This window comes from Streptomyces sp. NPDC049687, assembly GCF_044465285.1.
Classification (GTDB): Bacteria; Actinomycetota; Actinomycetes; order Streptomycetales; family Streptomycetaceae; genus Streptomyces.
This window is the reverse complement of sequence record NZ_JBITLN010000014.1, coordinates 182,072-204,597: the sequence shown is the minus strand read 5'-3', so window position 1 is coordinate 204,597 and position 22,526 is coordinate 182,072. Positions and strand designations below refer to the sequence as shown.

At 70.4% G+C, this 22,526-nt stretch carries 19 protein-coding genes; 7 read left to right on the top strand and 12 right to left on the bottom strand.

The window, feature by feature from the left end; translation table 11 throughout:
• Positions 1 to 76 precede the first annotated feature (76 nt).
• The 6 genes from ACIBVL_RS34795 to ACIBVL_RS34770 all read right to left on the bottom strand — a co-directional run bounded on the left by ACIBVL_RS34795 (position 77) and on the right by ACIBVL_RS34770 (position 7,125).
• Complete coding sequence (locus ACIBVL_RS34795) at positions 77 to 1,846, bottom strand: IucA/IucC family protein (RefSeq protein ID WP_399103686.1); 1,770 nt, start codon at positions 1,844 to 1,846, stop codon at positions 77 to 79.
• Positions 1,843 to 2,373 carry a GNAT family N-acetyltransferase gene (locus ACIBVL_RS34790; protein WP_399103684.1) on the bottom strand — a complete coding sequence of 177 codons (531 nt, stop codon included), beginning with the start codon at positions 2,371 to 2,373 and terminating at the stop codon, positions 1,843 to 1,845. The genes ACIBVL_RS34795 and ACIBVL_RS34790 overlap by 4 nt, the downstream gene beginning before the upstream one ends.
• A complete protein-coding gene (locus ACIBVL_RS34785) occupies positions 2,370 to 3,656 on the bottom strand; it encodes a lysine N(6)-hydroxylase/L-ornithine N(5)-oxygenase family protein (protein WP_399103682.1) in 1,287 nt (428 codons plus the stop codon). Before ACIBVL_RS34785 ends, ACIBVL_RS34790 begins: the two co-directional genes overlap by 4 nt.
• Complete coding sequence (desA, locus tag ACIBVL_RS34780) at positions 3,640 to 5,082, bottom strand: lysine decarboxylase DesA (RefSeq protein ID WP_399103680.1); 1,443 nt, start codon at positions 5,080 to 5,082, stop codon at positions 3,640 to 3,642. The genes ACIBVL_RS34785 and desA overlap by 17 nt, the downstream gene beginning before the upstream one ends.
• A gap of 136 nt (positions 5,083 to 5,218) precedes the next feature.
• Positions 5,219 to 6,028 (bottom strand): siderophore-interacting protein, encoded by an 810-nt coding sequence (locus ACIBVL_RS34775; protein ID WP_399103678.1) that lies wholly within the window; start codon positions 6,026 to 6,028, stop codon positions 5,219 to 5,221.
• Between the two features lie 47 nt (positions 6,029 to 6,075).
• Complete coding sequence (locus tag ACIBVL_RS34770) at positions 6,076 to 7,125, bottom strand: ABC transporter substrate-binding protein (RefSeq protein ID WP_399103676.1); 1,050 nt, start codon at positions 7,123 to 7,125, stop codon at positions 6,076 to 6,078.
• 248 nt (positions 7,126 to 7,373) lie between these two features.
• On the opposite strand from ACIBVL_RS34770, the gene ACIBVL_RS34765 reads away from it, so the two are divergent.
• Both ACIBVL_RS34765 and ACIBVL_RS34760 read left to right on the top strand, forming a co-directional pair.
• Positions 7,374 to 7,943 carry a DUF6232 family protein gene (locus tag ACIBVL_RS34765; protein ID WP_399103674.1) on the top strand — a complete coding sequence of 190 codons (570 nt, stop codon included), beginning with the start codon at positions 7,374 to 7,376 and terminating at the stop codon, positions 7,941 to 7,943.
• A complete protein-coding gene (locus ACIBVL_RS34760) occupies positions 7,940 to 8,269 on the top strand; it encodes a hypothetical protein (protein ID WP_399103672.1) in 330 nt (109 codons plus the stop codon). Before ACIBVL_RS34765 ends, ACIBVL_RS34760 begins: the two co-directional genes overlap by 4 nt.
• A gap of 12 nt (positions 8,270 to 8,281) precedes the next feature.
• On the opposite strand, the gene ACIBVL_RS34755 is transcribed toward ACIBVL_RS34760, so the two are convergent.
• From ACIBVL_RS34755 to ACIBVL_RS34740, 4 genes are read right to left on the bottom strand one after another with little or no spacing between them, the layout of a single operon-like run.
• Complete coding sequence (locus ACIBVL_RS34755) at positions 8,282 to 9,442, bottom strand: acyl-CoA dehydrogenase family protein (protein ID WP_399103670.1); 1,161 nt, start codon at positions 9,440 to 9,442, stop codon at positions 8,282 to 8,284.
• Positions 9,443 to 9,448: 6 nt separating this feature from the next.
• Positions 9,449 to 10,369: a hydroxymethylglutaryl-CoA lyase gene (locus tag ACIBVL_RS34750; RefSeq protein ID WP_399103733.1), complete on the bottom strand. Its 921-nt coding sequence runs from the start codon at positions 10,367 to 10,369 to the stop codon at positions 9,449 to 9,451.
• 8 nt (positions 10,370 to 10,377) lie between these two features.
• A complete protein-coding gene (locus tag ACIBVL_RS34745; RefSeq protein WP_399103668.1) occupies positions 10,378 to 12,348 on the bottom strand; it encodes an acetyl/propionyl/methylcrotonyl-CoA carboxylase subunit alpha in 1,971 nt (656 codons plus the stop codon).
• 11 nt (positions 12,349 to 12,359) lie between these two features.
• Positions 12,360 to 13,976 (bottom strand): carboxyl transferase domain-containing protein, encoded by a 1,617-nt coding sequence (locus tag ACIBVL_RS34740; protein ID WP_399103666.1) that lies wholly within the window; start codon positions 13,974 to 13,976, stop codon positions 12,360 to 12,362.
• 96 nt (positions 13,977 to 14,072) lie between these two features.
• Here ACIBVL_RS34740 and ACIBVL_RS34735 point away from each other — a divergent pair, with 96 nt between their 5' ends.
• The 3 genes from ACIBVL_RS34735 to ACIBVL_RS34725 all read left to right on the top strand — a co-directional run bounded on the left by ACIBVL_RS34735 (position 14,073) and on the right by ACIBVL_RS34725 (position 16,873).
• Complete coding sequence (locus ACIBVL_RS34735) at positions 14,073 to 14,666, top strand: TetR/AcrR family transcriptional regulator (protein WP_399103664.1); 594 nt, start codon at positions 14,073 to 14,075, stop codon at positions 14,664 to 14,666.
• A gap of 119 nt (positions 14,667 to 14,785) precedes the next feature.
• Positions 14,786 to 15,943 carry an acyl-CoA dehydrogenase family protein gene (locus tag ACIBVL_RS34730; protein WP_399103731.1) on the top strand — a complete coding sequence of 386 codons (1,158 nt, stop codon included), beginning with the start codon at positions 14,786 to 14,788 and terminating at the stop codon, positions 15,941 to 15,943.
• A 36-nt stretch (positions 15,944 to 15,979) separates the two neighbouring features.
• Complete coding sequence (locus ACIBVL_RS34725; RefSeq protein WP_399103663.1) at positions 15,980 to 16,873, top strand: acyl-CoA thioesterase; 894 nt, start codon at positions 15,980 to 15,982, stop codon at positions 16,871 to 16,873.
• Here the strand turns inward: ACIBVL_RS34725 and ACIBVL_RS34720 are convergent.
• Complete coding sequence (locus ACIBVL_RS34720) at positions 16,860 to 17,654, bottom strand: phosphatase (protein ID WP_399103661.1); 795 nt, start codon at positions 17,652 to 17,654, stop codon at positions 16,860 to 16,862. The genes ACIBVL_RS34725 and ACIBVL_RS34720 overlap by 14 nt on opposite strands.
• Before the next feature lie 62 nt (positions 17,655 to 17,716).
• Positions 17,717 to 19,201: a helix-turn-helix domain-containing protein gene (locus tag ACIBVL_RS34715; RefSeq protein ID WP_399103659.1), complete on the bottom strand. Its 1,485-nt coding sequence runs from the start codon at positions 19,199 to 19,201 to the stop codon at positions 17,717 to 17,719.
• A 111-nt stretch (positions 19,202 to 19,312) separates the two neighbouring features.
• Here ACIBVL_RS34715 and speB point away from each other — a divergent pair, with 111 nt between their 5' ends.
• Entirely contained in the window at positions 19,313 to 20,281 is a 969-nt protein-coding gene (gene speB / locus ACIBVL_RS34710; RefSeq protein ID WP_399103657.1) for an agmatinase, read from the top strand.
• The gene (locus ACIBVL_RS34705; RefSeq protein ID WP_399103655.1) at positions 20,278 to 21,984 is read left to right on the top strand and encodes a thiamine pyrophosphate-binding protein; all 1,707 of its coding nucleotides are present in this window, start codon (positions 20,278 to 20,280) and stop codon (positions 21,982 to 21,984) included. The genes speB and ACIBVL_RS34705 overlap by 4 nt, the downstream gene beginning before the upstream one ends.
• Positions 21,985 to 22,526: the final 542 nt, after the last annotated feature.

Below are 22,526 nucleotides of genomic sequence, written 5' to 3'. Positions count from 1 at the left end.
TGATTGTTCCAAGAGGTCTGCGCAAAGACACGACGGGCGCCCCGAGGACCGTACTCGGGGCGCCCGTCCGTCTTGATCAGAACCCTGTGACGGGATTTTTCAGGGTGCCGATCAGCTGGAGGGCGCCCGACGGGTCCGCCAGGTCGACCATCTGCCTGTTGTCGCGCAGCTGGAGCCGGTTGAGGCAGGACAGGGCGAACTCGGGGGCGAACATGTCGTACTGGCGGAACTTGTCGGCCAGTTCGGGGTTGGCCTCCTGGTAGGCACGGGTGACCTCGGCGACCGTGCGCCAGAAGTCGTCCTCCGTCAGGATCCCCTCGGTGGCCAGTTCGGCCGCGAGGAAGCGGAAGAAGCAGTCGAAGACGTCCGTGAAGATGGACAGCAGCTTCTTGTCCTCGGGCACCTCGACGCGGATCCGCCGCACCTCCGGCGGCAGTACCGCGTCCGGGTCCATCACCGCGATCTCCTCGGCGATGTCCTTGTAGATCGCCCGCTGCACGACCCCGTCCTTCAGCACCAGGATCGTGTTCTCGCCGTGCGGCATGAAGACCAGGTCGTAGGCGTAGAAGCTGTGGAGCAGGGGCGTGTAGTACGCCTGGAGGTAGGCGCGCAGCCACTCGGCCGGCGCCAGCCCCGACTGCTCGACGAGCGCGCCGGCGACCGACCTCCCCTCGTGGTCGACGTGCACCAGGGACGCCATCGTCGCGAGCGACTCCCCGTCCTGGAGCATCGGCACCGGGCTCTCCCGCCACAGCGCGGCCAGCATCTTGCGGTACGGCGAGTAGCGGTCCGTCGCCGCCTCGTACTCCAGGTGCCGGTAGCCCACGGCCGCCCGCTCCCGGATGATCGACAGACCGGCCGACTTGAGCACCGGATCGTTGTCGATCAGCTGGGCGAGCCAGTCGTTGATCGCCGGGGTCGCCTCCATGTACGCCGCCGAGAGGCCGCGCATGAAGCCCATGTTGAGGACGGACAGAGCCGTCTTCACATAGTGCTTCTCGGGGTGCGACCGGTTGAAGAAGGTCCGGATGGACTGCTGGGCCAGGTACTCGTCGTCGCCCTCGCCCAGGCAGACGAGGTTCTTGCGCGCGACCTCGGCGGCGAAGGTGACGGTGAGCTTGTTCCACCACTGCCAGGGGTGGACGGGGATGAGGAGGTAGTCGGCGGGGTCGAGGTGCTGCTCGCGCAGGATCCCGTCGAACCGCTCGACCGTCTCCTCGCCCAATTCCTGCCGTACGAACGTCTCGTACTCGATCCCGACACCCGCCGTGAACGCGGCGCGCGACCGGTGCGCGGCCAGCCACACCAGCCGGACCGGGCTCGCCGTCTCCGGGGCGTACGACAGGTACTCGTGGACGCCGAAGCCGAGCCGCCCGTTGTTGGCGACGAAGCAGGGGTGGCCCTCGGTCATGCCGGTCTCGATGGCCTGGAAGCCGCTTCTGACCAGCTCGGCGGAGGTGATCTGCGGTTTGGTGAGCTTGTAGCAGGTGCCGGAGAGGGTGGAGGAGATCTCCTCCAGGTAGACCGGCAGGATCTCGTCGCTCAGCCCCAGCGCCTGCTTGAGCTCGATGAAGAAGTCCAGCGCGGCGACCGGCAGTTCGGCCCCGTCGCGGGTACGGCTGATGGAGTCGGCGTCCACCTGCCAGTGGTCCAGGGCGCGGCGTACGGCGGTGAAACGGTAGTACGTGAGCCCGTCGTCGCTGCGGACGACGTACCGCCCGCCCTGCTCCTCGGGCATGATCAGCCGTTCGTGGGCGAACTCCGCGAGGGCTTTGCGGACCAGCAGACGGTTGGCCTTCTCCCAGCGCTCGGGGGAGAGGTGGGCGACGGCGTCGGCGAGGCTCATGCGGCCACCCCCGTCGCGGCGAGGAACCGCTCCCGGGTGCAGAAGCTCAGCAGGGCCTTCTTCTCCGGCTTCTGGATCTCCCGTTCGGGCACGAATCCGACGGCTTCGTTCAGGGCGTGGACGGCCTTGTTGGACACGTCCGGCTCGACGACGACGCGTCGCACGGACGGGTCCTCGAAGAGGTGTGCCATCACGGCGGTGATGACGGACCGGGTGAAGCCGTGCACGGGCGTGTCGGTCGGGGGCGTGAGGAAGTGCATGCCGACGTCGCCCGGCTGCGGCTCGTAGAGGCCGACCAGCTCGCGGTGGGCGGGGTCGTACCTCTCCATCAGGAAGGCGGGGACGCCGTCGAGCAGCCCGAGCAGCGCGTGATGGTGCTCGTCGGCGGCGATCTCCAGGTAGGCCCGCTCGACGTCCTCCAGCTTGGCGTCCTGCATCATCCAGAAGGCCGCCTTGGGGTGGGTGACCCAGGAGTGCAGAAGCTCGGCGTCCTTCAGGGGGTCGAGCGGGCGGAAGGTGAAGGTCATATGCCGAACTCCTGGAACGCGATGGTCTTCTCGACCGGGTAGTACTCGCTGCCGAGCAGCTCACGGATGATGCAGCTGTTGCGGTAGGCGCCCATGCCGAGGTCGGGGGACGTGATGCTGTGCGTGTGCACGGCGGCGTTCTGCAGGAACACGCCCCGGCCCGTGGTGTCGATGGCGTAGTTGCGGGTGACGTCGAAACGACCGTGGTCGTCGAAGCGGAGACGGTCGCGGACCGGCTCCAGGAAGGCCGGCGGCTCGTAGTGGTAGCCGGTGGCCAGCACCAGGCCCTCGGTGGCGATCTCGTAGTCCTTGCCCTGCTCGTCCTGGCGGAGGCCGAGGGTGTACGTGCCGTTCTCGTACCGTGCGCTGTGCAGCGTGGAGTTGGTGAGCAGCCGGGTGGGGACGGGCCGGTCGCCGTACTCGACGTCCTTCTGGTAGAGAAGGTCGAAGATCGAGTCGATGAGGTCCGAGTTGATGCCCTTGAACAGGCCCTTCTGCTGCTTCTCCAGCCGGTAGCGGGTCTCCTCCGGCAGCGCGCGGAAGTAGTCGATGTAGTCCGGGGACGTCATCTCCAGGGTCAGCTTGGTGTACTCCAGCGGGAAGAACCGCGGGGAGCGGGTGACCCAGTTGAGCCGGTAGCCGTGGACGTCGATCTCGGAGAGCAGCTCGTAGTAGATCTCGGCCGCGCTCTGGCCGCTGCCGACGATGGTGATGGACTTCTTCGCCTGGAGTTCCGCCTTGCGGCGCATGTACTGCGCGTTGTGGAAGAGGTCGCCGTCCAGCCCGCGGCAGGGCTCGGGGACGAACGGGACCGTTCCCGTGCCGAGGACCAGACGGCGGGCGCGGTACACATCTCCGGCCGTGGTCGTCACGACGTACAGCTCGTCCTCGTACGTCACCTGCGCGACCGTCGTCGAGAAGCGCACGCTGCTCAGCTTGCCTGCGGCCCACCGGCAGTAGTCGTCGTACTCGACCCGGAGCGGGTAGAAGTTCTCGCGGATGTAGAAGGAGTAGAGCCGGCCCTTCTCCTTCAGGTAGTTGAGGAAGGAGTACGGCGAGGTCGGGTCGGCCAGCGTCACCAGGTCCGACATGAACGGGGTCTGGAGGTGGGCGCCGTCGAGGAACATGCCGGCGTGCCACTCGAAGTCGGGCTTGGACTCGAGGAAGACGCCGTCGAGTGCGTCGATCGGCTCGGTGAGGCAGGCGAGGCCGAGGTTGAAGGGGCCGAGCCCGATCCCCACGAAGTCGTAGGTCTTTTCCGTGGTTTCAGGAAGCGCGGTCAAGGGACTCTCCCAGGTACTGCTCGGCGTGGCCGGCGATCAGGTCGAGGACGGCGGCGATGTCGGCCGCGGTGGTCTCGGGGTTGAGCAGGGTGAACTTCAGGTAGTGGCGGCCGCCCACCTTGGTGCCCGCGACCACCGCGTCGCCGGAGGCGAACAGGGCCTTGCGGGCGTACAGGTTGGCGCGGTCGATCTCGGCGGGGTCGGTGACGGCGGCGGGGATGTGGCGGAAGACCAGGGTGGACAGGGACGGCTGCACGACGACGTCGAAGCGCGGGTCGGCGGCGAGCAGGTTCCAGGCCTCCACCGCCAGGTCGCAGACCTCGTCGAAGAGCTGCCCGATGCCGTCGGCGCCCATCACCCGCAGGGTCATCCACAGCTTGAGCGCGTCGAAGCGGCGGGTGGTCTGCAGGGACTTGTCCACCTGGTTGGGGATACGTTCCTGCACCATCCGGCGCGGGTTCAGGTACTCGGCGTGGTAGGTGGCGTGGCGCAGCGTGGCCGCGTCCCGGACCAGCACGGCGGAGGAACTCACCGGCTGGAAGAAGGACTTGTGGTAGTCGACGGTGACGGAGTCGGCGCGCTCGATGCCGTCGATGCGGTCCCGGTACTTCAGGGAGGCGAGCAGACCGCAGCCGTAGGCCGCGTCGACGTGCATCCAGGTGTCGTACTGGTCGCAGAGCTCGGCGATCTCGGGCAGCGGGTCGATCGAGCCGAAGTCGGTGGTGCCGGCGGTGGCGACGACGGCCATGGGGACGAGGCCGTCCTGCTCGCAGCGCTCCAGTTCGTGGGCGAGGGCGACGGTCTGCATGCGCTTGTCGTGGTCGACGGGGATGGAGACCACGGCGTCCTGGCCCAGGCCGAGCAGTTTCGCGGACTTCTTCACGCTGAAGTGGCTGACCTCGGAGGCGAAGATGCGGAGTTTGCCGAGGTCGTCGGCCTTGGCCTCCTCCCGGGCCAGCAGCAGCGCCTGGAGGTTGGACTGCGAGCCGCCGGAGGTGAAGATGCCGTCGGCGGCCGGTCCGAGGCCGATGCGCTCGGCCGTCCAGTCGATCAGTTTCCGCTCGATGAGCGTGCCACCGGCCGACTGGTCCCAGGTGTCGAGGGAGGAGTTGACGGCGGAGAGGACCGCCTCGCCCAGCACGGCGGGGATGACGACCGGGCAGTTGAGGTGGGCGAGGTAGCGGGGGTGGTGGAAGTAGATGGCGTCGCGGAGGTAGACCTCCTCCAGCTCGTCGAGCACCGCGGCGGTGTCGTACAGGGGCTGGTCGAGGTCGATCCCCTCGATACGGGGTGCGAGGGCGTCGACCGTGACGCCGGTGAACGGACGGTCGGTGGCGGCGAGTTTGGCGGCCACCCGCTCGACTCCTTCGGTCACGGAGCGGCGGTACTGCTCCGCGGTCGTGTCATTGAGCAGGTGCGAGCGCATGTGGGGGCCCTCCGGGGGTGGGGACGGGTCCGCTGCGGGACGGACTCAGGGGCGGAGCCTCGGGTTCAACTTAGGTAAGCCTAACCTAATTAACCCGGCTGAAACTCCGCCCCTGCCGTGACCGTGATCACGTCGGTCACTCCTGCTCGCGCAACTGCTCCTCGCTCAGACCCTGGCGCCAGTACCCGACGAAGGTGACCCGGCGCCGGTCGATCCCGCGCTCCTGCACGAAGTGCCGGCGCAGCGCCTTCACGGACCCCGACTCACCGGCGATCCAGACGTACGGCCGCACGGCGGGCGGGAGTTGGGCGGCACGGAGCGCGTCGAGCGAGGACCCGGCGCCCAGCCAGGTGACCTCGGCGTCCGCCAGGGTGATCAGATCCTGCGCGGTGCCCGGATCGCGCGCCTCCAGCCACACCCGGACACGCTGCCCGGCCGGGAGCGACTCCAGGATCGACGAGATCGCCGGAAGGGCCGTCTCGTCCCCCCACAGCAGCATCAGATCGCAGTCCGCGGGCGGCCGGAAGCGGATCGCCCGGTTGTCCGCGACGGCCGGCCCGAGCAGCACCACCCGGTCGCCGGCGCACGCGCGCGAGGCCCAACTGGAGGCGGGCCCGGCAGGGGTGTGCAGCACGAAGTCGATGTCGATCTCGTCCGGATCGCGCCGCAGCGCCCGGAGCGTGTACGACCGCATCACCGCCCGTACGTCATCGGGCAGTTCCCGCCATCCCTGCCACCACCCGTCACCGAGCTCGACGGGCACGGCGGGCGCGTCCTGCCCGGGGTGCGGGAGGAAGAGGGAGAGGGACTGGTCGCGCCCGTCGGAGAAGAAGTGCCGCAGGTCGTCCCCGGCGAAGGTCACCCGGACCACGGACGCACCGAGCCGTCTCGTCCGCGTGACCTGGAGGGAGAAGAAACGGAACGGGGCGGCGACGGCCGTGGTCATGGGGGTGCTCCTGGAGACGTGGGGGACGGCTACTGGCCCAGGGCCGGTCAGGCGACCTTCTTCGCCTTCTCGAGGGCCTCGGCGAGGCTCTCGAGCAGCGGCACGCACTTGTCGTACGACAGGATCGGCTCCGGCGAGCGGGCGATGATCTGACCGGCCTTCACGGCGGGAAGCTTCTTCCAGGTCGCCTCGGTGATCGCGGCGGGCTGCAGCGCCGAGGACCGGTCGTCCATCATGATGATGTCCGCCGCGTACTTGTCGACGTTCTCCCAGCTCAGCGACTCGTACCAGCCGCCACCCTCCTTCTTCGCACTCTCCGGAGGCTCGACGAAGTTCACGCCGAGGGCCTTGAAGTACTCAAGGTCGATGGAGAGGTTGGTGCCGGAGACGTAGAACAGCTCGGCGCTCGCGGACCCGGCCATGACCTTGATGTCGGGCTTGGCCTTCGCCGCGGCGCGCAGCCGCGTCGCGGCGGCCTCGAACCGCTTCTTCGCGTCGGTGACCTTGGCCGCGCCCATGTCCGCGCCGAGGGATTCGGCGAGCTCCCACATGCGTTCCAGCGGAGCGGTCAGCTGACGGTCGTAGACGGAGATGCCGACGCTCGGGGCGAGCTTGGCGATCTTGTCCTTGGACGCCTCGGGGACGTACCAGAGGGTGCCGGCGTCGTCGAACATCGTGGAGATGAGGACGTCGGGCGCGAGGGCCGCATACTTCTCGACGTTGAACTCGTCCCACACGTTGCCCAGGATCTCGACCTTGGATATGTCCATGTCGCCGGCCTGGACGTCGGCCTTGCCGTCGGTGGTCTTGGTCGGGCCGAAGACACCCTTGACCTGGACGCCGTAGTCGTAGAGGGCGGCGCCGACACCGGTGAAGGCGACGATGTTCGCGGGGATTTTGTCGAGCTCGACCGTGGTGTCGCGGTCGTCCTTGAAGGTCCAGGGACCGGACTTGGCGGAGGCGCTCGCCGACGATGCCGAGCCACTGCTTTTCGCGTCGTCGTCCCCGCAGGCCGCGAGCACGGCACCGAGGCCGAGGGCGCCACCGGCGGCCAGGATGCCGCGGCGGGTGAGGTGGTTGGCGCTGGCGTTGGGCATGAGAGTGGCTGCTTTCGAACGTGCGGATCACCGCCGGACAATTCGAAGGTAGGTTAGCCTAACCTCAGCACATGTCCAGAGGGGGGAGTGCCGTGATCCCGAACCTGTGGCATCTCTGTGCTCCGCCCTCTTCAGTCAATTTGCCGTTTGTGAGCGGGAGTTGGCCGTAAATCGCCTCTTGCTGAACACGCTTCGGGCGCTTAATGGTCCCCACGTGGTCACAAGTGCACGTGCTGACGGGGGAACGTGTGGAGACTCAGGGAACAGTTGGCGGGCCGCTGCCCGAACCGCCGCTTCCGCAGGGCGCGGGCGGTGTCGATCTCAAGGTGAGCAAGCGGCTGTTGTGGGTGGGCGAGGCCGCCTACCCGCTGCACAACATCACACGCGTCCATACGTTCGTGCTCAGACCGAAGCGGGGGGAGGCCGTCAACGACTTCCTGAAGTGGGCGGCCGTCGCCTTGGTGGTCTACCTCGTCGCCATGAACTTCATGGCCGACGACAGCATGGCGGTGCTGCTGACGCTCCTGCTGGTCGCCACGCTGATCACGCTGGGCGTGCGACTGGCGAAGGTGTGGACCGCCCCGAACGAACACGTCCTGGCCGTCGAGACGTCCAGCGCGTCCACGGCCCTGGTGACGCTGCCCAATCCGGCCCAACTGCGGACGCTCGTCGACTACATCGTCAACGCCATCGAGCACCCGGAGGCGGAGTTCGAGATCCGGGTGGAGAAGGTGCTGGTCAACCCGAGGAACTACCACTTCGGGGACACGGTGAACATGTACGGCGGCCTGGCCAACACGGGGATCGTGAAGAATTGAACACCTTCAACTTCAGCCACGGCGGCGCCGGTGACCAGGTCAACATGGTCAACACCTCGAACAGCATCGGCATCGTCAAGGGGCAGACGGGCACCCCCGCGGACCAGGCGATCGCGCTGCTGATGCGAGAGGTCGAGGAACTGCGCGGCCGGCTGACGCCCGAGGCCGCGCGGACCGTCGACGGCAACCTGCCGGTCGTCGCCGACGGCACACGCGCCCCCGGTGAGCGGCTCACGGCCCTGGCGGCCGTCTCCGGCGCCCTGGCCGCGGCGGGACAGTCCGTGCTGGGCCTGATCGACGGGGTGCGGCAACTCCTCGGCGGATAGGCCCCGTCGGCGTCAGCCCGCCAGACCCAGCTCCCGGGCGATCAGCATGCGCTGGACCTCGCTCGTGCCCTCGCCGATCTCCAGGATCTTGGAGTCGCGCCACATACGTGCGACCGGGTACTCGTTCATGAAGCCGTAGCCGCCGTGGATCTGGGTGGCGTCGCGGGCGTTGTCGACGGCGATCGTGGACGAGTAGAGCTTGGCCAGGGCCGCCTCCTTCTTGAAGGGATCGCCGGCCACCAGCCGGGACGCGGCGTCACGCCAGGCCAGCCGGGCCGTGTGGGCCTTCATCTCCATGTCGGCGATCTTGAACTGGATGGCCTGGTTGGCACCGATCGGACGCCCGAACGCATGCCGCTCCCGGGCGTACTTCACCGACTCGTCCACGCACCCCTGCGCCAGCCCGGTCGCCAGCGCGGCGATCGCGATCCGGCCCTCGTCGAGGATCCGCAGGAACTGCGCGTACCCGCGCCCCTCCTCGCCCAGCAGGTTCGCCGCCGGGACCCGCACGTCGGAGAAGGACAGCTCACGGGTGTCGGAGGCGTTCCAGCCGACCTTGGAGTAGGGCTGCGCGACCGTGAAGCCCGGGGTGCCGGACGGGACGATGATCGCGGAGATCAGCGGCCGGCCGTCCGGCTTGCGGCCCGTGACCGCAGTGACCGTCACCAACCCCGTGATGTCGGTTCCCGAGTTGGTGATGAAGCACTTGGTGCCGTTGATCACCCACTCGTCGGTGGCCGGGTCGAGGCGGGCCGTCGTACGCGTCGCGCCCGCGTCCGACCCGCCGTCGGGCTCGGTGAGCCCGAACGCGCCCAGGATCTCGCCCGAGCACAGCCGCGGCAGCCACTGGCGCTTCTGTTCCTCCGTGCCGAACAGATGGACCGGCATGGCGCCCAGCGAGACGCCCGCCTCCAGGGTGATCGCCACCGAGGAGTCGACGCGCGCCAGCTCCTCCAGGGCGATGCCGAGCGCCAGGTAGTCGCCGCCCATGCCGCCGTACTCCTCCGGGAACGGCAGCCCGAACAGGCCCATACGGCCCATCTCGCGGACGATCTCGTACGGGAACTCGTGCCGCTCGTAGAAGTCGCCGATCTTCGGGGCGACGACGTCATGGGCGAACTCCTCGACCGTACGGCGGAGTTCTTCCAGCTCGGGGGAGAGACGGTGGTCCATGGCGGGTCACTGCTCCTTGTGGGACAGGGCTCGGACGGTGCGGGAGGGGCTGGGTCGGCCCAGGTGGTCGGCCATCCACACGCTGGTGGCGACGAGGCGGCCGAGGTCGACCCCGGTGTCGATGCCGAGGCCGTGCAGCATCCACACGAGGTCTTCGGTCGCGAGGTTTCCGGTGGCGGACTTCGCGTACGGGCAGCCGCCGAGGCCGCCCGCGGAGGCGTCGACGGTGGTGACGCCCTGCTGGAGCGCGGCCAGGGTGTTGGCGAGCGCCTGGCCGTAGGTGTCGTGGAAGTGCACGCCCAACGCCTCCACCGGGGCGTTCGCTTCGGCGAGCGCGTCCAGCAGCGCGACGACGTGACCCGGCGTCGCGACGCCGATGGTGTCGCCGAGGCTCAGCTCGTCGCAGCCCAGGTCGAGCAGCGCCCGGCACACCCGCACCACCTGGGCGACCGGTACCGCGCCCTCCCACGGGTCGCCGAAGCACATGGAGAGATACCCGCGCACATGCACGCCCTGTGCCTTGGCCCGCGCCAGCACCGGCTCGAACATCGCCAGTGCCTCGTCCACCGTGCGGTTGAGGTTGGCCTTCGCGAAGGACTCGGTGGCACTGGCGAACACCGCGACGCGCGTCGCCCCCAGCGCCAGTGCCCGGTCCAGCCCGCGTTCGTTCGGCACGAGGACCGGGAGCGCCACGGGCAGGTCGGCGACCAGCGGGTACAACTGCTCGGCGTCGGCGAGCTGGGGCACCCACTTGGGGTGCACGAAACTGGTGGCCTCGACGGTGGTGAGGCCCGCGTCGGCGAGGCGGCGGACGAACTCCGCCTTCACCTCGGTCGGCACGCTCACCTTCTCGTTCTGCAGCCCGTCGCGTGCGCCGACCTCGTGGATCCTGACCCGCGCGGGCAGGCCCCGGGCGGGTACGACCATGGGGAGTGTCACCGGTCCTCCTCTGCCGGGGCCGCCCCCGGGGTTTCCGCCGGGTTGATGACGGCCAGCACCTGGTCCATGGCGACCGTCGTGCCCGGGGACACGTCGAGTTCGGCGACGGTGCCGGCGTGCGGGGCGGAGATGACGTGCTCCATCTTCATCGCCTCGACGACCAGCAGGCTCTGGCCCGCGGTCACCTCGTCCCCGACGGCGACCTTCACCACCGTCACCGTCCCCGGCATGGGCGCGGTGAGCGAGTCGGCGCCCGCGTGGGCTCCTCGGGTGAGGGAGGCGGCCACCGGATCGTGGTCGCGTACGTGCCATGCGTCGCCGTCCCGGCCGAGCCAGTCGGCGGCGCGGTGGAAGGTGTGGCGGACGCCGTCCAGCGTGACCGACACCCGGTCCTCGGTGACGGTGTGGGTGCCGCGCGGGACGTACTCGATGGGTTCCTGCGTCCGCAGATGGAAGCCGACGGGCTGGGGGACACCGCCGAGCCGCCACCCGCTCGGCACCGAGAAGGGGTCGGTCCAGCCGCCGTCCCCGCGCGGCCGCAGCCCCTCGAGACGTACGGCGGCCGCGGCCTCGTAGACCTCCTCCGGCACCTCCGTGGAGACCAGTTCGTCCACCACCCGCTCGACCAGCCCCGTGTCCAACTCGCCCGCCACAACCGCCGGATGGGCGAGGAGCCGGCGCAGGAACCCGGCGTTGGTCGGCACGCCCAGAGTGACCGTCTCCGCGAGGGCCGCCCGGAGTTTTCTGAGCGCGGTCGCGCGGTCGGGGCCGTACGCGATCACCTTGGACAGCATCGGGTCGTAGAGGCTTCCGACCTCGGTGCCCTCGCTGAGCCCGGAGTCGGTGCGGACCCCGTCGCCCTGCGGCTCGTACAGCCGCAGTACCGTCCCGCCGGACGGGAGGAAGCCACGGGCGCCCTCTTTGACCGACACCGTCTCGGCGCAGACGCGGGCCTCGATCGCGTGCCCGGTGAGCCGTACGTCCTCCTGTCCGAAGGACAGGGCCTCGCCCGCCGCCACCCGCAGCTGCCACTCCACCAGGTCGAGTCCGGTGACGAGTTCGGTGACCGGGTGCTCCACCTGGAGGCGGGTGTTCATCTCCATGAAGTGGTACGAGGAGGGGTCACCGCCCGGGACGATGAACTCCACCGTGCCCGCGCCCCGGTACCCGCACGAGCGGGCCGCCTGCACGGCCGCCTCGCCCATGCCGGCGCGGGTCCTGTCGTCGAGGAGCACACTCGGCGCCTCCTCGATGACCTTCTGGTGCCGCCGCTGGAGGGAGCACTCGCGCTCGCCGAGATGGACGACGTTCCCGTGGCCGTCGGCCAGGACCTGGATCTCGATGTGCCGGGGCCGGTCGATCCACCGCTCGACGAGGAGCGTGTCGTCCCCGAAGGAGGCGCGGGCCTCGCGGCGGGCGGCGGCGATCTCGTCCGCCAGCGCGGAGGCGTCCCGCACCAGCCGCATGCCCTTGCCGCCACCGCCGGCGGACGGCTTCAGCAGCACGGGTACGCCGATCTCCCGGGCGGCGGCGATGAGCTGGTCGTCCGTCAGACCGCTGCCGCTCGACCCCGGGACCACGGGTACCCCGGCGGCCTGCACGGTCTCCTTCGCCCGGATCTTGTCGCCCATCAGGGCGATGGCGTCGGCGGGCGGCCCGATGAAGACCAGGCCCGCGTCGGCGCACGCGCGCGCGAAGGCCGCGTTCTCCGCGAGGAAGCCGTATCCGGGGTGGACGGCCTGGGCGCCGGTCCGCGCGGCCGCCTCCAGCAACCGCTCCACCGACAGATAGCTCTCGGCCGCCGGTGCCGGACCGATCCGTACGGCCGTGTCGGCCTCCCTGACGTGCCGGGCGTCCGCGTCGGCGTCGGAGAAGACGGCGACCGAGCGCACCCCCAGCGAGCGCAGCGTAGCGATGACCCGTACGGCGATCTCGCCCCGGTTGGCGACGAGCACGGTGTCGAACACGAGTCCCCTCCTCACATCCGGAAGACGCCGAACTGGGGGTGACCCAGGGGCGCGTTGGCACAGGCGGTCAGGGCGAGACCCAGCACCTGGCGGGTCTCCAGCGGGTCGATGACCCCGTCGTCCCAGAGCCGGGCGGTGGCGTAGTAGGCGTTGCCCTGACGCTCGTACTGGGCGCGGATCGGGCTCTTGAAGGCCTCTTCCTCCTCCACCGGCCACTCCTGCCCCTGAGCCTCGAGCTGGTCGCGCTTGACCGTGGCCAGGACGGAGGCGGCCTGCTCGCCGCCCATGACGGAGATCTTGGCGCTCGGCCACATCCACAGGAAGCGGGGGGAGTAGGCCCGGCCGCACATGGAGTAGTTGCCCGCGCCGTAGGACCCGCCGACGACGACGGTCAGCTTCGGGACCCTCGTGCAGGCGACGGCCGTCACCATCTTCGCGCCGTGCTTGGCGATGCCCCCCGCCTCGTAGTCCTTGCCCACCATGAACCCGGAGATGTTCTGCAGGAACACCAGCGGGATCCCGCGCTGGTCGCACAGTTCGATGAAGTGGGCGCCCTTCTGGGCCGACTCGGAGAACAGGATGCCGTTGTTGGCGACGATCCCGACCGGGTGGCCGTGGATCCGGGCGAAGCCGGTGACCAGGGTCTGCCCGAACTCGGCCTTGAACTCGGCGAAACGGGAGCCGTCGACCACCCGCGCGATGATCTCCCGTACGTCGTAGGGGGTACGGGAGTCGACCGGGACGGCGCCGTACAGCCCGTAGGGGTCGACCTTCGGCTCCACGACGGGCGCGACCTCCCAGGGGAGCGGCCCGCGCGCGGGGAGCGTGGCGGCGATGGTGCGCACGATCCGCAGGGCGTGGGCGTCGTCCTCCGCGAGGTGGTCGGTCACGCCCGACACACGCGCGTGCACCTCGCCGCCGCCCAGTTCCTCCGCGGTGACGACCTCACCGGTGGCGGCCTTCACCAGCGGGGGGCCGCCGAGGAAGATCGTCCCCTGGTCGCGGACGATGACGGCCTCGTCGCTCATCGCCGGGACGTACGCCCCGCCGGCCGTGCACGAGCCGAGGACGGCCGCGATCTGGGGGATGCGGGCCGCCGACATCCGGGCCTGGTTGTAGAAGATCCGCCCGAAGTGCTCACGGTCCGGGAAGACCTCGTCCTGCATGGGCAGGAAGGCGCCGCCGGAGTCCACGAGGTAGAGACACGGCAGCCGGTTCTCCAGGGCCACCTCCTGCGCGCGCAGGTGCTTCTTCACCGTCATCGGGTAGTACGTCCCGCCCTTGACGGTGGCGTCATTGGCGACGATCACGCACTCGCGCCCGCTGACCCGCCCGATCCCGGCGATCACCCCGGCGGCCGGGGCCGCCCCGTCGTACATCCCGTCGGCGGCGAGCGGCGCCAGCTCCAGGAAGGGCGAGCCGGGGTCCAGCAGTGTGTCCACCCGGTCGCGCGGCAGCAGCTTGCCGCGCGCGGTGTGCCTGGCCCGCGCCCGCTCGCCGCCGCCGAGCCGAGCGGCGGCCAGCTTGCCCCGCAGCTCCTCGACGAGTGCGAGGTGAGCCTGTTCGTTGGCCTGCCAGGCCTCCGACGCGGGGTCTGCCGCGCTCGTCAGCTCCGGTGCCTCGTGCATCCTGCGGTTCCCCTCACCCGGTGATCGCCTGTTAATGAGCGTTAACCATCTCCATCAGGTTAACGAGCGCTAACCTCCCTGTCTAGAATTACGGGCATGGCCACCAGAACCGACGCCCCCACCCGCCGCGAGCAGATCCTCAAGGAGGCCGCGAGGCTGTTCGCCGAGCGCGGTTTCCACGGAGTCGGGGTAGACGAGATAGGAGCCGCGGTCGGCATCAGCGGCCCGGGTCTGTACCGGCACTTCCCCGGGAAGGACGCGATGCTCGCCGAGCTGCTGGTGGGGATCAGCGGCCAGCTCCTGACCGGCGCGAAGCGCCGCCTGGCGGAGGCCGACGGGGGTTCGGCGGAGGTGGTCCTCGACTCGCTCATCGAGGGGCACATCGACTTCGCGATCGACGACCGTCCCCTGATCACCCTGCACGACCGCGAGCTGGACCGCCTCCGCGACAGCGACCGCAAACTGGTCCGCCAGCTCCAGCGGCAGTACGTCGAGCTGTGGGTGGAGGTGGTCCGGGAGATCTACCCGGCCCTCACCGAACCGGCGGCCCGCTCGGCCGTCCACTCGGTCTTCGGCCTGCTGAACTCCACCCCGCACCTCGCCCGCCCGGGCGCTCTCCCCAGCCGTACCGCCACCGCCACCCTGCTGCACCGGATGGCGAGGGGGGCCTTCGCGGCGGCGGGGGCGTGACGAGCGTTACGGCCGAGGGTGCTTGGATACCCTGGACGCCTCTCGCTACCCACCGGTACGGTAATCATCTGAGCAAGCGCTTAGATATGGAACCTTTGAGCCAGGTGGAGGTGGCGGCGGTGCGCCGTACGGTGTTCAACGAGGATCACGAGGCGTTCCGGGAGACCCTCCGGGCCTTCATCGAGGCCGAGGTCGTCCCCGTCTACGACGAGTGGTTCGCCGCCGGCCAGGCGCCGCGCGACTTCTACTACAAGCTCGCCGAGCTGGGCCTCTTCGGCATCAACGTGCCGGAGGAGTACGGCGGCGCCGGCATCGACTCGTACAAGTTCGAGGCCGTGATGTACGAGGAGACCGCCCGCGCCGGCGTCCACTTCGGCGGCTCCGGCGTGCACGTCCTGCTCGGCCTGCCGTACATCAAGATGCTCGCCAACGACGAGCAGAAGAAGCGGTTCCTGCCGAAGTTCGTCTCGGCCGAGGAGATGTGGGCCCTCGCGATGACCGAGCCGGGCACCGGCTCCGACCTCGCGGGCATGAAGACCACCGCCAAGCTCAGCGAGGACGGCACCCACTACGTCCTCAACGGCTCCAAGACCTTCATCACCGGCGGCGTCCACGCCGACCGCGTCATCGTCTGCGCCCGCACCGCCGCGCCCACCGCCGAGGACCGCCGCCACGGCATCTCCCTGTTCGCCGTGGACACCAAGTCCGAGGGCTACTCCATCGGCCGCAAGCTCGACAAGCTCGGCCTGCGCACCTCCGACACCGCCGAGCTGGCGTTCGTCGACGTCAAGGTGCCCGTCGAGGACCTCCTCGGCGAGGAGAACAAGGGCTTCTACTACCTCGGCCACAACCTCGCCTCCGAGCGCTGGGGCATCGCCTTCGGCGCCTACGCGCAGGCCAAGGCCGCCGTCCGGTTCGCCAAGCAGTACGTGCAGGAGCGCACCGTCTTCGGCAAGCCGGTCGCCCACTTCCAGAACACCAAGTTCGAGCTGGCCGCCTGCCAGGCCGAGGTGGACGCCGCCGAGGCCGTCGCCGACCGCGCCCTCGAAGCACTCGACGCCGGTGAGCTCACCCCCGCCGAGGCCGCCAGCGCCAAGCTGTTCTGCACCGAGGTCGCCCACCGCGTCATCGACCGCTGCCTCCAACTGCACGGCGGCTACGGCTTCATGAACGAGTACCCGATCGCCCGCCTGTACGCGGACAACCGCGTCAACCGCATCTACGGCGGCACCAGCGAGATCATGAAGTCGATCATCGCGAAGGACATGGGTCTGTAAGCCCACCGCAATTACTGGCCGCTACAACTAGACGCCATGAGCCAGGCACTTCAGGATCTCCTCGATCTGCTCGACCTCGAGCAGATCGAGGAGAACATCTTCCGCGGCCAGTCCCGCTCCGCCGTCGTCCCCCGGGTCTTCGGGGGACAGGTGGCGGCGCAGGCGCTGGTCGCCGCCGGGCGCACGGTCCCCGCCGACCGGCACGCCCACTCCCTGCACGCGTACTTCCTGCGCATGGGCGACCCGGGCGCGCCCATCGTCTACAACGTCGAGCGGATCCGCGACGGCCGCTCCTTCACCACCCGGCGCGCGGTCGCCGTGCAGCACGGCCGGCCGATCTTCGCGCTGTCGGCGTCCTTCCAGACGTACGAGGAGGGCCTTGACCACCAGGCCCCCATGCCGCCCGCGCCCGACCCGGAGACCGTCCCCACCGGCCAGGAACGACTGCGCGGCTACGACCATCTCGACCCCGCGATCGTCGAGCGGTTCCTCCAGGCCCGTGAGGCGATCGACCTGCGGTACGTCGACGACCCGCCGTACGGCAGGTTCGGCGAGCCGCGCGAACCGCACAGCCAGGTCTGGTTCCGCGCCAACGGCAAGCTCGACGGCGCCATCGACGAGCCGCTCCTGCACGTCGTCCTCGCCACCTACGTCTCCGACATGACGCTCCTCGACTCGGTCCTGCTCGCGCACGGGCGCGGCGGCTGGGCCGTCGGGGACGTGGTCGGGGCCTCCCTGGACCACGCGATGTGGTTCCACCGGCCGTTCCGCGCCGACGAGTGGCTGCTCTACGACCAGGAGTCGCCGTCCGCCTCCGGCGGGCGCGGCCTCGGCCAGGCCCGCATCTACACGCAGGACGGACAGCTCGCGGTCTCGGTGATCCAGGAAGGGGTCGTACGGGTACCGAGGCCCGCGCCTACTTCTCCGTGAGCCCGGCCTCCGCCAGCAGGTAGGCGATCATCGGGTCGTAGTGCCGCGGGCTGACGACGTGGTCGTCGAGGGGTACCGCCACCTGCACGGTCCCCTCCGCCTCGGCGATGAACAGCGCCGGGTCGTTGCAGTCGGCGTAGCCGACGGAGTCGATGCCGTGCTGCCCCGCGTAACCCGCCCAGCCGTGGTCGGCGACGACCAGGTCGGGCAGCGGCCGCCCCTTGCGCTCCAGCCCGGTCAGGATCGCCCTCATCGGCTCTCTCGAGTGGGTGTGCCACAGCGAGGCCCCGTGCTCGAGGACCGCCACGTCGGCCACTTGCCAGACGTACCCCTCGTCCGTCTGCAGCCCCTCCGGGATCACGACGATCTGGCAGCCGGCCGTGCGCAGCGCGGCGGCGGTGGCCCGGTGCACGTCGAGCAGCCCGCCCGGGTGACCGGTCGCGAAGAGCACCCGCTGGCGCCCCTCGGCGGCCTTGCGCAGCCGCGCCGCCAGCCGGTCCAGGCCGTCGACGGTCAGCTCGGGATCGATGGTGTCCTGCCCGTACCGGTACTCGGGATCGTCGTTCACCCCGACCCTTTCCGCCATCACCGCGAGCACGTCCTGCTCGTCGGTCCAGCGGTCGCCGAGTTCCAGGCCGAACCAGTAGTTGCGGTTGCCGTTCGCGAGCTGGCGGAAGTGGGACAGGTTGTTCTCGCGCGGTGTGGCGACCTCACCCGCGATACGGGTTCTGACGAGGTGCTCGACGAGCTCGGCGCGGCTGGGGATCCCGGGTATCGGCATGGTCTCCATTGTGAGGCAGCGGGCGGTGCCCGGCTGCGCCGTTCCAGGCGCTGGGACGTGCGTCACTGGCCGATCACGCGCAGCGCGAACCACAGCTCCATCCGGACGTCCGGATCATCCAGATCCGCCCCCAGCAGCGCCGCGCACCGCGCGATCCGCTGCCGCACGGTGTTCCGGTGCACCCCCAGCGCGACCGCCGTCCGGTCCCAGCTGCCGTGCAGCGACAGCCAGGTGCGCAGGGTCTCGGGGAGGGCGGGGGAGACACCCAGAGGCGCCAGGAGCGCGCTGGCGTGCTCCCGCGCCTCGTCGGCCGCGACCAGCTCGGCGAGGCCCGCCCGCCCCCGGTGCCGGACAAGGGGCGCACGGATCGCCCTGGCCCGCGCCAGCGCCCGCCCGGCCTGGCCGTCCCCGGCCGCCAACCGCTCCGCCGCCACCGCGGCGCTCACCCCGAGCGTCCACCCGGGCAGGGCTCCCGGCTCCCGGTCCGCCGGCACGAGGACACGTACGACACCGGCGGCGAGGTCCACCAACGGCGACCCGAGCGCCGCACCCAGCGCGGAGGCCGCGACGGGGTCGGGCGCCCGGGGTTCCGGGCGGGCGTGTACGACCAGCCAGCGGTCGGCGCCCAGCAGGGGTGCCACCTCCTCCGGCGGGCTGCCCAGCAGCAGTCGTACGAGGGCGGAGGAGCGGGCCGCGCCCGAGCCGCTCCGCTCCTCACCGGTGAGGAGGGAGAGCAGGACGGCGGCGACCGAGGCGATGGTGTGGTCGCCGGGTTCCCGGCGCGGCGCGGCGACACCGAGGACGCGACCCCGCCCGGCACCGAGGGCGTAGGCGGCGAGGTGGATGCCGGAGGGGACGGTGTCACTGGCGGTGGCCGACCCCCGGGCGACCAGCTGCCGAGCGAGCCCGGCCAGAGCACCTTCCGCTGCCACCGCCGCCGGGTTCTCCGCCCCCGGCACCCGTCCCGCCGCCGCGATCTGCGTGCCCTCCGGGCCGTACAGCACCGCCCGGCCTCCGACGCGCCGGGCCAGTTGCCGCAGGACGGACGGCACCGGGTCCGGGCGGGAGGCGGCCGAGGCGAGGCCCTGCTGGGCCTCCGTCACACGGCGCAGCTCGGCCGTACGGGCCCCCTCCATCAGATCCCAGACCGCCCGGCCCACCGCCGCGAACGTCGTCCGCGGGGGCACCTCCAGCAGCGGCAGCTCGTACGCCTCGCAGGCCGCGACCAGCGCCCGCGGCACCGTGTCGTGCACCGGCGCCACCCCGAAGCCGAGCGCCGCGCCGCCCGCCGCCACGATCCGCGAGACGTAGTCGTCGAAGTACGTCCCCGACCCGGCCGCCTCCGGAATGTGCACCCCCGCCGTCAGCAGCAGCTCGCCGCCCAGCAGATACGGATACGGGTCGGCCATCTCCGAGGCGTGCGCCCCGTGCAGCACCGTGCCGGTACCGGTCGGCCCGGCGATCTGGCGCAGCTCCAGGTCCTCGCGGGCCAGCAGGGAGGCGAGGGACACCGGCGGGGTGAGGGGAACGGACGGCTGCTTGGGCATGGTGTGCGTTCCCTTCACTTCATGGGTGCGAGATGGATGAAACGTACACTTCGCGCCCGCTTTTCGGTCACCTATCGTCGAGGCAGTCCCCCAGGAAGAAGGCATGCGACCATGACCGGCAACGAGACGCCCCGCGGCCCCGTCGACTCCTCCCGCGTCCCGAGGTACGCCGGCCCCGCGACCTTCGCCCGGCTGCCCCGCCTCGACGAGGTCGGCCGCGCCGACGTCGCCGTCGTGGGCGTGCCCTTCGACTCGGGCGTCTCCTACCGGCCGGGCGCGCGCTTCGGCGGCAACGCGATCCGCGAGGCGTCCCGGCTCCTGCGCCCCTACAACCCCGCGCAGGACGCCTCCCCGTTCGCCCTCGCGCAGGTCGCGGACGGCGGCGACATCGCCGTGAACCCGTTCGACATCAACGAGGCGGTCGAGACGATCGAGGCGGCCGCCGACGACCTGCTCGGTACGGGCGCCCGCCTGATGACCCTCGGCGGCGACCACACCATCGCCCTCCCCCTCCTGCGTTCGGTGGCGAAGAAGCACGGCCCCGTGGCCCTGCTCCACTTCGACGCGCACCTCGACACCTGGGACACGTACTTCGGCGCCGAGTACACGCACGGCACCCCGTTCCGCCGCGCGGTGGAGGAGGGCATCCTCGACACGTCGGCGCTGTCGCACGTCGGCACCCGCGGCCCCCTCTACGGCAAGCAGGACCTCACCGACGACGAGAAGATGGGCTTCGGCATCGTCACGTCCGCCGATGTGATGCGGCGCGGCGTGGACGAGGTCGCCGACCAGCTGCGACAGCGCATCGGCGACCGCCCCCTCTACATCTCCATCGACATCGACTGCCTCGACCCGGCGCACGCCCCCGGCACCGGAACCCCGGAGGCGGGCGGCATGACCTCCCGCGAACTCCTGGAGATCCTGCGCGGTCTGGCATCCTGCGATCTGGTCTCGGCGGACGTCGTGGAGGTGGCCCCCGCGTACGATCACGCGGAGATCACGTCGGTGGCCGCGTCCCACACGGCGTACGAACTGACCACGATCATGTCCCGCCGGATTGCAGAGGCTCGTTCGAAGTGACCCACGACCACGACCTGGTACTCCGCCCGACGGAAGCGCAGATCTCCGCGGCTCTGAACCCCCCTCCGGGCCGCATCGGCGGAGACCTGGTCGTGGAGACCCTGGCCGCCCTCGGCACCACCACGGTCTTCGGCCTGCCGGGCCAGCACGCGCTGGGCATGTTCGACGCCCTGCGCCGCTCCTCCCTGCGCTACGTCGGTCTGCGGGTGGAGAACAACGCGGGTTTCGCGGCGGACGCCTACGGCAGGGTCACCGGCGAGGCGGCCCCGCTGCTGCTGTCGACCGGCCCCGGCGCGCTGACCTCGCTGCCGGCGCTCCAGGAGGCCGCCGCGGCCTCCGCCCCGGTCCTCGCGATCAGCAGCCAGGTCCCCACCGCGGGCCTGGGCGGCGGCCGCCACGGCTATCTCCACGAACTGCCCGACCAGGCGGCCTCCTTCCGGGGCGTGGTGAAGTCGGTCCACACCGTCCGCACCCAGTCCCAGATCCCGTCGGCGATCGAGGCGGCCTGGAAGTCGGCCCTGTCGGCCCCGCCCGGTCCCGTGTGGGTGGAGATACCCCAGGACGTCCTGCTGGCGGAGACGACGATCCCGGTGGTGACGGGCGGCGACGCCTTCCCGGAGGAACTCCCCCCGCGCCCCGAGCTGACCGCCGTGGCCGCCGACCTCCTGTCCCGCGCCGCCCGCCCGGCGATCATCGCGGGCGGGGGAGTCGTACGGGCGGACGCCTCGCGGAAGCTGCGACAGCTGGCGGAGCGGATCAACGCTCCCGTCGTCACGACCCCCGGCGGCAAGGGCGCGTTCCCCTGGACGCACCCCCTGTCCCTCCAGTCCTGGCTGGAGGACCGCCACACCACGGACTTCCTGGAGGACGCCGACGTACTCCTGGTCGTCGGCTCGGGCCTGGGTGAACTCTCCTCGAACTACCACACCTTCAAGCCGCGGGGCCGCGTCGTCCAGATCGAGGCCGACCTCGGCAAACTGGAGTCCAACCACCCGGCCCTGGGCATCCACGCGGACGCGCGCCTGGCGCTGCAGGCACTGCTGGAGACGGTGTCCGTACGCGAGGACGCCGAGGCCCCGGAGCGGGTCCGCACCCTGCTCACGAAGGTCGCCGACCGCCTCGCCGCCCAGGAACTGACCCTGGAACAGGGCCTGTTGTCATCGATCCGCAGGGCCCTCCCCGCGGACTCCCCGTCCTTTTGGGACATGACCATTCTGGCGTACTGGGCCTGGTCGGCCTTCGACGCGATGGGCCCGGGCCACATGCACTCCGCCCAGGGCGCCGGCGGTCTCGGCTACGGCTTCCCGGCGGCCCTCGGCGCGGCGGTCGCCGACCCGACCCGCCCGGTCCTCGCGGTCTCGGGCGACGGCGGAGCCCTCTACTCGATCGCCGAACTGGCCACCGCCCGGCAGTACGAACTCCCGGTCACCTGGCTCATCGTCGACGACGGCGGTTACGGCATCCTCCGCGAGTACCTGACGGACGCCTTCGGTGAGACGACGGCGACGGAACTGGTCCGCCCCGACTACGTGGCCCTGGCGGAGTCCTTCGGCGTCCCGGCGACCCGCACCTCCCCGGAAACCCTGGCAGCGGACCTGAGGAACGCCCTGGCCACGCCGGGCCCCTCCGTGGTCGTGCTCCCGGCCCTCCTGCGGATGTTCGCGCCGACGCACCTGGACCAGAATATCCGCACTGTCGGATAAGGCGCAGAGTAATTCACCCGTTCGGCCTTGCCCTGAATTGCCTCCGCTATCGTTTGTACCGGTGTGAATGCACCAAATAGATATTCGCTGTATCGATCACGCAGAGTCCCCGCCGCCCCCGGTGGTCTTCTCGCCCGAACCCGTGGAAACCCGGCAGTTTCGATCATGAACATCGAACCGGGCAGCCCCATCGGCATTTTTTTCGCCACGATGCAGGAAATCAAGAAGGATCTGGACGAGCGTTGGGAAGTCCTGGTCGGATGAGTGATTGCGGGATCGTCCGCGACGTCGCGGACGTTTCCTGGCGGCGCACACCTGCGAACCGCATGGGTGGCCATGTCAACGGCATTCGCGAAGATTCACTCCCATGTGGAGCGCACTGAGGCTTCTCAGGGAAATAACCGACCGCTCCCAGCCCCCTTGCGCTCCTCGGCATTTCCGGTTCCGCTCGTCCTTCCCGCACCCCCTGGGTACGGTTGGATCACTCGTCGACGACGGGTGCCTCGCATGTGCAGTGACCAACGAGTTGGATGACCGCTCCG

What these genes read in the sequence shown, in the direction of transcription:
- ACIBVL_RS34775 (WP_399103678.1), bottom strand. Translation starts at nt 6,028, where the DNA reads ATGACCACGGCCGTCGCCGCCCCGTTCCGTTTCTTCTCCCTCCAGGTC.
- ACIBVL_RS34740 (WP_399103666.1), bottom strand. Translation starts at nt 13,976, where the DNA reads ATGCACGAGGCACCGGAGCTGACGAGCGCGGCAGACCCCGCGTCGGAG.
- desA (WP_399103680.1), bottom strand. Translation starts at nt 5,082, where the DNA reads ATGCGCTCGCACCTGCTCAATGACACGACCGCGGAGCAGTACCGCCGC.
- speB (WP_399103657.1), top strand. Translation starts at nt 19,313, where the DNA reads ATGACCGGCAACGAGACGCCCCGCGGCCCCGTCGACTCCTCCCGCGTC.
- ACIBVL_RS34750 (WP_399103733.1), bottom strand. Translation starts at nt 10,369, where the DNA reads ATGGTCGTACCCGCCCGGGGCCTGCCCGCGCGGGTCAGGATCCACGAG.
- ACIBVL_RS34790 (WP_399103684.1), bottom strand. Translation starts at nt 2,373, where the DNA reads ATGACCTTCACCTTCCGCCCGCTCGACCCCCTGAAGGACGCCGAGCTT.
- ACIBVL_RS34720 (WP_399103661.1), bottom strand. Translation starts at nt 17,654, where the DNA reads ATGCCGATACCCGGGATCCCCAGCCGCGCCGAGCTCGTCGAGCACCTC.
- ACIBVL_RS34795 (WP_399103686.1), bottom strand. Translation starts at nt 1,846, where the DNA reads ATGAGCCTCGCCGACGCCGTCGCCCACCTCTCCCCCGAGCGCTGGGAG.
- ACIBVL_RS34735 (WP_399103664.1), top strand. Translation starts at nt 14,073, where the DNA reads ATGGCCACCAGAACCGACGCCCCCACCCGCCGCGAGCAGATCCTCAAG.
- ACIBVL_RS34755 (WP_399103670.1), bottom strand. Translation starts at nt 9,442, where the DNA reads ATGGACCACCGTCTCTCCCCCGAGCTGGAAGAACTCCGCCGTACGGTC.
- ACIBVL_RS34770 (WP_399103676.1), bottom strand. Translation starts at nt 7,125, where the DNA reads ATGCCCAACGCCAGCGCCAACCACCTCACCCGCCGCGGCATCCTGGCC.
- ACIBVL_RS34725 (WP_399103663.1), top strand. Translation starts at nt 15,980, where the DNA reads ATGAGCCAGGCACTTCAGGATCTCCTCGATCTGCTCGACCTCGAGCAG.
- ACIBVL_RS34715 (WP_399103659.1), bottom strand. Translation starts at nt 19,201, where the DNA reads ATGCCCAAGCAGCCGTCCGTTCCCCTCACCCCGCCGGTGTCCCTCGCC.